This window comes from Enterococcus sp. DIV0800, assembly GCF_050559735.1.
Classification (GTDB): domain Bacteria; phylum Bacillota; class Bacilli; order Lactobacillales; family Enterococcaceae; genus Enterococcus_A; species Enterococcus_A devriesei.
Map to the genome: position 1 here is coordinate 2113193 of NZ_CP187898.1, position 12465 is coordinate 2125657.

The window sequence follows — 12465 nt, forward strand, 5'->3', positions numbered from 1 at the left end:
ATAAAATATAATAAAAATGAAATCTAATAATAGGCTTAGAAAAACTTTAACCCTTTATTTTTACTATTTTTCTTCTATATGTATATGATATCGAAACTGATTTTTATTTGTTTTTTTACAATTCTTTTATTTTAGGTTATTTAAATTCACATAAAATATTAATATCAGTGCATCTTAAGCTCGTATAGGGTTATTCAATTCGTTTTTTTTATAGCGTGTAAACATTATTAATATTCATTTTGGAAAAGCTGAATAAATCATTTGGTTTTTACAAACAAAAAGAGCCAAAAGTTTTCACTCTTCGCTCTTTTCAAATTCTCATATTATTTTTTGACTTGTTCTTTTTAATTATGTGGCTGTCTTTTATTTACGTATAGATAAACAAGACTCAAAATCATTCCTAGAAGCATCATAACACCAGCGGTTAAGAAAAACTTTCGAACTCCTCCTTCACCAGTATATGGCAGAGTTCCTGTTTGTATCTTCTTATTCGTAACCGTCAGTTCAATGGTGTTACCCGCTTTGCTGATTCTACCGGAGCCAGCAACGTGAGCGTGAGGCGAAATCTCAACTTGACCACTAACCGTGATTCGAAATTGGATAGGCTCTTCGATTCTTTCGTAACCTTCTGGATTCTCTACCTCAGTCAAGGTATATGCACCCGGACGAAGAGCAGAAAAGTCAAATATCGGTCCATCCTTTTTAGTCACGTCATATTCAGAACCTATTAAGCGAAAAGTCGCCCCCGAAAGCTGCTTACCGTCTGGTCCTACTTTTTCGACTCTCAGCGTAAAATCCTTTAACGTATTCAATGCATGGAAATCCTCGCTGCTATCATTTACCTTAAAGACCAGCGCATCTAAAGAATCATTCTCTCTGACACTGATCTCAAAATCTGCGATTGGCAGAAACCCCATAGGGACATAGGTCTCCTCCACAACGTAATCACCAATGACGAAATCATTGATCACAACCTTTCCAAATTTATCCGGCGTAAGATCCGTTGCCAAAATCGTGCCATCCTTGCGTTTCACTTGGAATTTCGGTAGATCGGCGACAAATACAGTCTGGCCATCCCCTTTAAATTTCCAGAAGGAGTGATTGCCTCGCAGCAGCGTATTGGTGATTTCGATGCCGTCCTTCGCGATTGTCTCGGAAGTGAAGTCCGTTTGATTAATTTTAGGCGCTTTGTAGCCAGCCGTACGGTTTGGTTCAATCACACGGTAATGATTATTCGGTCCACCTGCAACTGCTGAAAATTTTTCGGTCCAACCATTCGCTTCATTCAGTACTTTTTCTTCAATGGTTTGCCATTTGCCGCTTACCTGCTCTTGCAAGGCAACAGTAAGATCACTCGGTCTTAGTTTCCAATAATCTGCTGTTCCATTGAAAGTATCTTCCCAGATTTTTTTGACCGGGATGACAAAATCTGCTTTTGACCATTTTACTGAAGGAACACCAAACTCAAGCTGATCCGTTGTTCGTTCAGGTGTTGGCGTCAAGGTTGTGGTGTTGTTAGCTGGATACCATTGACCAGAAACAAATGATTTATCCGTCGTTTTTAACCTGACCGTATATTCTACTTCGATTTCTTGGTTATCCGTCAAATTGATATTGGTCACTTCGATTTCACGATGATTGTTTGTCACTGCAATAGTTGGTCGCTGCTTCTCTGGAATCGCTGGAGCACCGTTTTCAAGCACTCGAACCGTGGGTGGCGACTCCTTGACTAATTCAACCATCTCTCCTAAAGGATCGTTTATTTTCCCTTTTTCTACAGCCAAAGTAATCGTCTCATACCAAGATTGCATCTCTGCAGCTAGCTCGTCTACATTATCAGCATGGTAGAAAAAGTAGTTGCTATTTTCATCAGATGAATCATCAACCTTCTTGCTAGACATCTTGGCTAACCCTCTCGTCAGCTCAGCTTTAGTATGGTCGCTATAATTTCCTGATACCATCGGCTTGATATCCACAGCCAACGTATGAATCTCGATCCCTTTATTTTTCAAATCATATGCAGTCGAATTAGCCGGTGTTAGGTGGCTGTTTAAATAATAGCTCGTTCCAGGAATTTGCCAAGGTCCGATAAAATTGGTTTTCGATCCACTCGCACGAATGCTATCACCCCTTTTAAAATTATCATCCACATCAGTAGCGTTCCAATTTTTAATATAGACATTATCAATATAGATATCACTAGACTTTTTGGCTTCTGCTGGATTGGCCGGCAAATAGCTTAAATTCGGCGATCCATCGGTTAAAATAAATAAAAATTTTTCTCGTTCGCCGCTCTCTCCTGAGCCAAATATTTTATCAGCTTCCATCAAAGCTCGCTGCGTGAAAGTTTCTCCCTCTGGCGGAAGTGAGTCATAATCTGATGTGATTTGATCCCAAACAGAGGTATCACTAGTTAATTGTTTGGTTGTCATATTCTCAGGCCACTGGCCTCCATCATAGATATTCTTCTTTTCATAACTACTGAAAATATGCGCACCAATCCGAATATTGCTACCAGACTGCTTTTTCTTGAGCTCTGTAATCAAACTTCCGATTGCATCAGAGGCACTTTTCTTTTTACTTTTTCCAGTATTATTGACTGAATGGGACATCGATCCTGAATTATCTAATAACAAAAGGATATCGATTCCCGGTTTCTGCCGACGATTTCCCCGTACGTTCAACTTAATCTTGAATTCATCTGGTTTTGAGATTTGTTGGGCATATTTTCGTAATTGGATATTCGGATTGGCGGACTCATCCCCATATTTTATATAGGAATTCTGATAGGTGTCTTGTTCTACGTTCCAGCTCGTTTGATTGTCCCAACCAGCTTGTGTTTCATATCCGCCTTGATGATTGATGACATTTGTTTGTCCTTCCGGCTGCCAAGCCACTGTCGGATACGTTCCTGTCGCATCGATTGTATATTGTATTTCTTTGTTCTCATACAAAGAACGATAAATTGAACTTTCTTGTGTAATTCTCCCACGTTGGACAGATTCGTCTGGCTGAGGTGGCCGCTTAGGACCGACAAATTCTTTTGATTCGACGGTAACCGGAGTTTTCAGATCTTCAGAAGTGACTCTATTAGCTTCTGTTGTGTCTTTCAGATTAGCTTTAAGAAGGTAGGGTTGTTCATTTTCTAAAATGTTTTCCTGAATCTTCGCTTCAGTATCTAACGAGCTTTTCTGGTCGATCTGTAGAAATAGTTGCAGCTTTTTAACTGACTTAGGCAACTCAAATAAGAGCTGAGTTTTCAGCTCGCCAGAATAATCCTTTTCAATTAGCCAACTATCCTGCTCGATCATTTTTTTACTTGTGGGATAGGCGATCGGTTCATTTTTTTCATCTACTATTTTTAACTTCAATCGTTGCTTCATCAGCTTTTCTTCGCTTTGCCGGTCGATTTTTATTTCCCAGCGATTGGAACCTTTTTTAGACTCACAAGTATAGGATAGAGTTAAAAATTTTTCATTGATAATTTCTTTTTCTAGCGTTGTCGCTTGAGCACTCATTGTTGGCAGAGCTAAATCTGTGAAGAATGAAAGAACTAATATTAAAAACAACAACAAACTGGTTTTACGCATTACATGAGCCTCCTCACTATTCAATTTGACTTAGTATTGTAGTAAATGATTGAAAAACTAAAAAATAATGTGAAAACCTGCTTTATCTGAATAAGTTCTTGAACCATCTATTAATAATGACAGCATAGCAGATATTATTTTTTATTCATTTTCAGTTAAAATAGAGCACTAAGTTATTGAAATTTGAATAAATGTTGATATTAAAAGGCAAACTCAAGCAAAAGCGTTATTCGTTCTCATATTTCTTTTCGACTGTTAAACAAAATAGTATTCTTTTTCTTTGATTTTTTTATACGAAATAATTTTTAAACACATTGAGAACATAGACCCCCTTCTACAATGAATTAAAATCAAAAAACCGAGACTTGAATGCTCCAAGTCTCGGCAGTTACATTAATTACTTAAATCTTCACCATTCGTAGCGATTACTTTCTTATACCAATCGAATGATTTTTTCTTGCTGCGTTTCAAAGTTCCATTGCCTTGATTGTCACGGTCCACATAAATGAAGCCGTAGCGTTTCTTCATTTCACCTGTTCCGGCAGATACAAGGTCGATACAACCCCAAGTAGTATAGCCTAATAGATCCACGCCATCTTGATCAACAGCATCTCTCATCGCTTCCACATGTTTAGCTAAGTAGTCGATACGATAATCATCTTCGACATAGCCATTCTCATCTGGTGTATCCACTGCACCTAAGCCGTTTTCCACAATGAACAATGGTTTTTGATAACGATCATACAAATCATTCATCGTGATCCGCAAGCCTAGAGGATCGATTTGCCAACCCCATTCACTTGCTTCCAAGTATGGATTTTTGACAGAGGCAAAGATATTGCCGGCTGTCTGTTCCAACAATTCAGGATCAGTCGTCGCTACCCGTGAAGAGTAGTAAGAGAAGGAGATGAAGTCAACCGTATGAGCTTTTAATAACTCTTTGTCGCCTTCTTCCATTTTCACTTCGATCCCTTTACGCTCCATTTCTTTCAAAGCGTATGCTGGATATTCTCCACGCGATTGTACATCGATGAAGAAATAGTTTTCCCGTTCATCTTGACGCCCAGCCCAAACATCTTCAGGTTTTGGCGTATATGGATAGTAAGAGCCAGCTGCTAGCATACAGCCAACTTGATTTTCTGGATCTACTTCATGAGCGATCTTCGTTGCGATTGCAGAAGCAACTAATTCATGGTGGGCTGCTTGATATTTAACTTGCTCAACATTGTCGCCTTCTTCAAAGTACAAACCAGCACCCATGAATGGTGCGTGTAAAATCATATTGATTTCATTGAAGGTTAACCAATATTTGACCAACCCTTTATAACGATTGAAGATCACGTTACATAAGTTTTCGTAAAAGCCGACTAATTCACGGCTACGCCATGCGCCATATTTTTCTACTAAGTGCATTGGGCAGTCAAAGTGAGTGATCGTCACTAATGGTTCGATGCCATATTTTTTACATTCTTTGAAGATGTCTTCGTAGAATTTCAGCCCTTCTTCATTCGGCTCTGTTTCGTCACCCTGTGGGAAAATCCGGCTCCAGCCTAATGACAAGCGATACGTTTTAAAGCCCATTTCCGCGAATAACTTGATATCTTCCTTCCAATGATGGTACATATCGATTGCTTCTTTAGCAGGATAAAAATGCTCATCGTCGAAATCAAACATTTTTTTCTTCCCGGCAATCACTGGGAAACGATCTTCGCCGATTGGAACTACGTCCACGTTAGCTAATCCGCGTCCACCTTCGTTATAGCCCCCTTCACATTGATTGGCAGCCGTTGCGCCACCCCATAAAAAGTCTTTTCTAAATCCCATTTATTCTTTCCCTGCTTTCTATACTTTTGCTAAGTCTAATTCACGTGCCACTTCATCCTGAACTTCGATACCTTCTTTTTCTAAGCGTTCAATCGTTTCTTTGAAGTTTGGCAAGAAATCTTTGTGTGCGATAAATAATTCATCCATGATCCGTTGAGCTGTTTTACCTGAACGAACCAATGGGTTGATGGTAAATGCTTGCAAAGCCGTATCATAATCACCCGTCACTGCTGCTTCGATCGTCAATAATTCCATTGCTTTCATGACTTGCAACCAGCCGCGTTCCGCTACCGGCAATTCGCCAAAGGCCACATTACGCGCGCCTTGTCCGCCGATATAGGCCGATACTTCTACGACACAGTCTGCTGGAAGATCCGGCACAGCGCCGTCATTTTTCGTTGAGACTACTAATTGTGTATTTTTGTTGGCATAAATCGAAGCGATTGATTCACAAGCCGCATCAGAATAATACGCGCCGCCACGTTTGCCTAATTGTTCTGGTTTGTAATCCAAGTTTGGATCTTTGTATAATTCAAACAATTCAGTTTCCGTTTGTTTGACTTGTTGTGCACGGGTGCCGACTGTTTTGTATTCTTCTAGCGCGTGACTCAGTGTTTCTTCTTCTTGATAGTAATAATGGTGGTAGCCACAAGGAATCATTTGCATTTGTTCTAAGATTTCTCTTGGGAACGGGATATCATGAATGTTCTTAGGCATTCCAGTTTCATCGCCTTCGTACATTTTGTTGATAATATCTAGTGTGACATTTTTGCCATGAGCGTCAGTTACTTTATGCCAATGGAAGTGGTTCAAGCCGGCAAATTTATAAATCAGCTCATCCGGTTGTGTACCTAATAATTCAGGTTCAATCATTTGTGCCATAACTGGAACATTGCACAAACCGATGACTTTGTCCCATTTTCCGTAACGAACGACAGCCTCAGTCACCATACCACTTGGATTAGCGAAGTTAATCAGCCAAGCGTCTGGACATAAACGTTTCATGTCTTCTACGATGTCTAAGATGATTGGAACAGTCCGGAATGCTTTGAACATGCCACCGGCACCATTCGTTTCTTGCCCTAACATGCCATAGTAGGCCGGAATACGTTCGTCTTTGATCCGAGCTTCTAATAAACCAACCCGGAATTGCGTTGTAACGAAATCAGCATCTTTCAACGCTTCTTCACGGTCTAAAGTAATATGAACTTTCACATCATAAGGTGAAGCATCCCACATCCGTTGAGCCATTGCGCCGACGATTTCTACTTTTTCACGTCCTGCTTCAATATCGACTAACCAGATCTCACGAACTGGTAATTCATCGTAACGTTTAATAAAACCTTCCATTAATTCGGGGGTGTAGCTACTGCCTCCACCAATTGTGGCGATTTTTACTCCTGCTGTCATTCGATCGACTCCTTCTGTTTTTATTTACAATATAATTATCTAATTCGTAAAAACTTTTTTCAATCCAATCACAAGTTATTCCATTGATATTTACAAACAAGGATAAGAAAACGCTTAATTTTGTAAATATCAATGGAATATTTACGCATTTCTTCCTTAGAATTCACAAAATTATTTACAAATCATTTATAATAAATGTAAACAATTTGAAACTGGTGGTGACAATATGCTTTTAACTGAAAAAATGAAACAAACTGATTTCTCTAATGCCGAAACAGCCCTAGTCGGGTATATTTTAGACAAAGGGACCACGATCGAATCAATGACCATCAAAGAAATCGCAGAAGCTAATTACGTGCATCCCTCAACGTTAATTCGAGTCGCAAAAAAATTAGGCTACAATGGCTGGCTAGAATTGCGAAACGAATTTTTAGCAGAACAAACCTACCTGCAAACCTATTTTGAAGATGTTGATGCTAATTTTCCTTTTCAAAACAATGATGGCTTAATGACTATCGCCAATAAAATCGCTTCTTTAGAACGAACAACGATCGACGATACTTTGAGTTTGCTAAATCATGACGATCTGCAAAAAGCGAAACAACTACTTCTCACCGCAAAACAAATCAAGATATTCGGCGGTAACGCCAATTTATTGATCTCCCAAGACTTCGCTTTGAAGATGCGTCGCATCCAGAAAAACGTCGTGACGAACCAAACGATGGGAGAAGATGCTTATGAAGCCTTCAATAGTCAAGAAGATACGTGTGCCATTTTGATTTCTTATACGGGTGAAAATAGTCATATTTTACAAATCGCGAAGATTTTACAAAAACAAAATATTCCAATCATCGCGTTAACTAGCATCGGTGACAATACACTAGGCTCACTTAGTCAGGCCGTCTTACGAATGACCACTCGCGAACGACTTTATACAAAAATCGCCAACTTTACCATCAACTCGTCCATCTGCTACTTATTAGACGTTCTGTACAGCTGTGTCTTCGCTGAAGATTATCAAAAAAACCTGAATCATCTGATCACGATCAGCGAATTAGTCGATAAGCGAAAAACCAGCTCCGCCATTATGGCCGAATCTCCTGAGTCGCTGATTCAAATAACAGAATCGTTTTTACCAAATTAAAGTTCGGGACCTTTGTCTAGGTCCCGAACTTTTTTAAGGAAAAGAATATTACACTAGTACCGTTAATAACTCATCATCGTTGCAGACATCTGCTTTTTGATCTGCTTCAATAATATCAAGATAATCAGCAGTGTTGGTTACGATAACTGGTGTTTCTACACTGTAACCAGCTGCTTCGATTGCGTCGATATCAAAAGTAACTAATTTATCTCCGCGTTTAACCTTAGCGCCTTGTTCTACAAATGATTCAAAATATTTTCCATCTAACTGGACGGTATCTAACCCAATGTGGATCAATACTTCTAACCCATTATCTGAAACTAAACCAATTGCATGTTTCGTTGGGAACATCGTCATAACTGTACCGTCAAATGGCGCTACTACTTCACCTTTAGTCGGATGGATAACAACACCTTTACCTAGAACACCTTGTGCGAAGGCTTGGTCTTTCGCTGTTGATAATGGCATCATCGTTCCTTGAACAGGAGCAGTAACGATTTCTTTACGAACTTCCATTGCTTTTTGTCCTTCTTCAACTTCCACAACTTCATCATCTCTCCAGAAGAAGAAGGTTAAGCCAAAGCCAATAACTGAAGCGATTACGATAGCAATGATTGAGTAGATAGCACCAGAGGTATCCGCAGTTTGCTGGTTGATGAAGTTGGGAATCCCGAAGATTCCTAAGCCGCCCATTACGTATGAACGAGTATTCATGGCAATTAAGAAGGCTCCAGATACAGCACCCCCAACCATTGAGAAAATGAATGGTTTTTTCTTAGGAAGAGACAGACCGTAGATTGCTGGCTCCGTTACTCCGCAAATCCCAGAAATAACAGCTGGTACCACTAATGCTTTTTCTTTCGGATTCTTTAAACGGAAATACATTGCTGCTACTGCTGCTGTCTGAGCGAAGCTGGCACCAAATGTCCCAACCAATGCTGTTGCATAGCCCATCGTACCTAATTGCAAGATCGCGATCGGGATAATACTCCAATGTAGACCAAAGATAACCAATACTTGCCAGAACAAACCAACAATTAAACCAAATAAAATTGGAGAAAAATTCAATAGATTGTCAAAGCCAGTTGCTAACATATTCGTCAAGATCGTGATAACTGGACCGATCACTAGGAATCCAATCGGTAAAGCAATTAGCAATAAGAAAAATGGAATAAAGAAGTTTTGAATCACTTCTGGGACGATTTTACGTAACGGCTTCTGTAGTTTACTAGCCAGCCAGACAATCAAGATTGATGGAATAACGCTACTCGTGTAGTTATTAGCTACAAAAGGAAGTCCCATAAAGGTCATATAGACCGGACTTTCAAACATTCCGCCAGCAAACAAGGTATACAGTGGTTGAACGCCTTCCACTGCAGTCAGTGCCGATAACTGAATGGCTGGATAACACAGTGCACCACCAATGACTAAGCCGACATACTGGTTAACACCAAACTTTTTAGCCGCGGTGATCGCTACAGCAATCGGTAAGAACATAAAGATCGCATCCCCGATAGCATTCAATACCACGTAAGTGCCACTTTCAGGCGTCAATACACCCGCCGCCACTAATAAAGCATTCAGACCTTTGATCATCCCGCCAGCACTCAAAGCACCTAGAAACGGTTGAAAAATTCCACTGATTACATCAATGAAGCGGTTGAAGATATTACCTGAAGCTTCCTCCGGTGCGCCGCCTTCGCCGCTAATTCCAGCAATATCCAATACATCGTCATAAACTTGTCCTACGTGATTGCCGATAACAACTTGATATTGTCCCGCACTATGCATGACCGTCACGACACCGTCCATGTTTTTCAACACGTTATCATTGGCTTTACTTTCGTCCTTTAATTTGAAACGCAAGCGCGTAATGCAATGTGTTAGGCTATTAATATTTTCTTTTCCGCCGACATTTGCGACGATCTTTTCTGCTAATTCATGATACTTTCCCATGTTTGTCTTCCTCCTATTTTTTGGTAGCGTATTCATTCTTTCGTTAGTAACCACCGCTGAGACTGTTCAGCGCTAAACAATTCTCACGAGGTTATTGGCTTCTATTGATTTACTTTTTGCACCAAGCGTGCAATATGAATCGTTAAATATAATTTTTCATCATTTGACATTGTGTAATGATAGGTTTGCTCGATAAACTCGGCGATTCGCTCAACACATTGATAAGCATTTTGATATTTTTTTTGAATAATCAATAATAACTCATCATCTGTCTCATCGGTGACTTGCCGTTGATTCATGATTCGAGAAGCGAAGAAACGCAGATGCGTCGTAAAACGATAGAAATAGACAGAGTCTTCATCAAGTTGAACTTTAAAATAATAGCTGGTTATTTGGATGATTTCCTGCATCATCTCTGTCATCATAAAAGCATCGTCATTATCGTTTTCCGTTTGTGCGTTTACTAGATGCAACGCAATGTTGCCAGCCTCATCTTCACCAAGATCGATACCGAATTTAAGTTTGATTTTCTCAACTGCATTTACACCAACGGAAAATTCATCTGGAAAAAATCGTTTGATGTCCCATAATAATAAATTGCGAACACGAACGCCTTCCTTTACCCGTTGAATCGATGCGTATAAGTGATCAGTAATAGAAATGTAGAGTGAGTCGTTTAATGGATTCTTCAGAGCTACTTTGGCTTCATCAATAATGTCGTTGGCAATCTCTACATAGCTAATTGGCATATCTTCTAACAACTCTTGAAATTTATGCAACAGATCGCTATTGGCGAGATGATAGGTCTTATCGATCGCATCTTCTGCTATCTCATCCCCGACTTTTTTCTGAAAGGCTAGACCACGCCCCATCACAACGACTTCGTTATTTTTTTGATTCGTTGTGATAACCACATTGTTGTTTAAAATCTTTCGAATTTGCATTCAACGCTCCTCCGTTCTGCGACATTCGCTACTTGAAATCTTTTCCAAGGACTCCGTTCACTTAAAATGATAGATACGTTCGTAACTGTTGTCAAACCCAAGTTTGTTCTTTTTTATAAAGTCACCTCCTGTTTTAGGGCAACAAAAAAACCCAATGAGGGTACGACAAATAAATCGTACACGTCATCAGGTTTAGCTTGTAATAAAACAATCACTATCCATCATTTGGTCTATTTAATTCAAAATAATCTTAACAAATTAAGAAAACGCTGTCAATGAATTTTACAAAAATATTTATCCAAAAACTTTTTTATGTAAATCGTGATTTGGTTCGTCGGATAGCTTTTACTAGCTTAGACATACGATATAATTCATCACTGAGGAATTCGTTTAAAATCGCTTTTTTTAAATAAAAAACTAGCCACGAATAAGTGACTAGCGAAAAGAAGAAAGATTATTTGTTGGTGACTACACTATAACTAGCAAAACTTAAATAGATATTAAAGTACAGAACCGCTATTCACGGCTATACACTAAAAAGTAACCATTCGTTTCATTTTATCATGAACTTTCATTTAATTTTGATTAAAAATCACAAACAAATTAATTGAATTAATTACTATAATCCTTTAGGGTAAAAATAGATAAGACGAAAGGAAGGAATATCAATGACCAAGAAAATTGCTGTACTTGTTACTGATTTAGTTGAGGATGTTGAGTTGTCCTCTCCCAAAGAAGCCTTAGAAAAAGATGGAAACGAAGTGACCTTGATCAGCTTCGAAGCCAATCAAGAAATTACCGGTAAAAAGGGCACAAAATTTACCAGTGACAAAAGTATTGACGAAGTAAAGCCAGAGGATTTCGACGCTTTGCTGATCCCAGGTGGTTTTTCTCCTGATCAATTACGTGCCGATTCTCGCTTTGTTTCATTTGTAAGTTATTTCTTAGACAAAGATCAACCACTCTTTGCCATTTGCCACGGCCCACAACTGTTTATCCAGACAGGTTTAACGAAAGGCCGGACAATGACCGCTTATACAACAGTGCGACCAGATGTTGGTTACGCTGGCGCAATCGTGAAAGACGAAGCGGTTGTAGTGGATAATAAATTAGTCACTAGTCGGACACCCGACGATTTGCCTGCCTTCAATGAAAAAATTGTTGAAGTGTTGCACGCTTAGCCCACTCAACTTAATAAACTCTGAAAAGACCGATCCACATGTGATCGGTCTTTATTTTGTTCCCAACTTATTCTCCGATTAATTTTGAATCGATCGCTTTTTAAATTTATTTTTGATGAGTTTACCAATTAGCAGAAGCAATAAAATACTTCCTATAATAATCGCTACGTTGAAGACCTTTTTGTTCTGATTGGCTTTTTCATCTCCATTTTGAAATAAACAAGCCACGGATTCTTTCCTCATTCTCAATCAAAAGCTTTTAAAATGAACGATAGCCCCCTCGATTAAGAGGGGGCTATCTAACTAATCAATATTTATTATTCTAAAGTTGAGGGTGTTGACTATTACTAAAAATTAACTATTTCTCGTTTAAACGATGTATTCCCAAATCCTTCTAATACATCCTTGTAACCCTT

The 12465-nt window shown here is 39.1% G+C and carries 7 protein-coding genes; 2 read left to right on the forward strand and 5 right to left on the reverse strand.

The features are described from left to right. Positions 1–344: 344 nt before the first annotated feature. From IGI54_RS10150 to IGI54_RS10160, 3 genes are all read right to left on the reverse strand, one after another. Complete coding sequence (locus tag IGI54_RS10150; protein ID WP_430620629.1) at positions 345–3590, reverse strand: SpaA isopeptide-forming pilin-related protein; 3246 nt, start codon at positions 3588–3590, stop codon at positions 345–347. 393 nt (positions 3591–3983) lie between these two features. Next, positions 3984–5414, reverse strand: a complete 1431-nt coding sequence (locus tag IGI54_RS10155) for a 6-phospho-beta-glucosidase (protein WP_071863165.1) — start codon at positions 5412–5414, stop codon at positions 3984–3986. An 18-nt stretch (positions 5415–5432) separates the two neighbouring features. Further along, positions 5433–6824, reverse strand: coding sequence for a 6-phospho-beta-glucosidase (locus IGI54_RS10160; protein ID WP_430620630.1), 1392 nt, complete (start codon positions 6822–6824; stop codon positions 5433–5435). Positions 6825–7050: 226 nt separating this feature from the next. Between IGI54_RS10160 and IGI54_RS10165 the strand changes: the two genes are divergently transcribed. After that, positions 7051–7968: a MurR/RpiR family transcriptional regulator gene (locus tag IGI54_RS10165; RefSeq protein ID WP_430620631.1), complete on the forward strand. Its 918-nt coding sequence runs from the start codon at positions 7051–7053 to the stop codon at positions 7966–7968. A 48-nt stretch (positions 7969–8016) separates the two neighbouring features. On the opposite strand, the gene IGI54_RS10170 is transcribed toward IGI54_RS10165, so the two are convergent. Further along, on the reverse strand, positions 8017–9924 hold the full coding sequence (locus IGI54_RS10170) for a beta-glucoside-specific PTS transporter subunit IIABC (protein WP_430620632.1): 1908 nt from the start codon (positions 9922–9924) through the stop codon (positions 8017–8019). Positions 9925–10025: 101 nt separating this feature from the next. Beyond that, the gene (gene licT / locus IGI54_RS10175) at positions 10026–10868 is read right to left on the reverse strand and encodes a BglG family transcription antiterminator LicT (protein WP_430620633.1); all 843 of its coding nucleotides are present in this window, start codon (positions 10866–10868) and stop codon (positions 10026–10028) included. A gap of 668 nt (positions 10869–11536) precedes the next feature. Between licT and IGI54_RS10180 the strand changes: the two genes are divergently transcribed. Then, positions 11537–12049, forward strand: a complete 513-nt coding sequence (locus IGI54_RS10180) for a type 1 glutamine amidotransferase domain-containing protein (RefSeq protein WP_071863160.1) — start codon at positions 11537–11539, stop codon at positions 12047–12049. Positions 12050–12465: the final 416 nt, after the last annotated feature.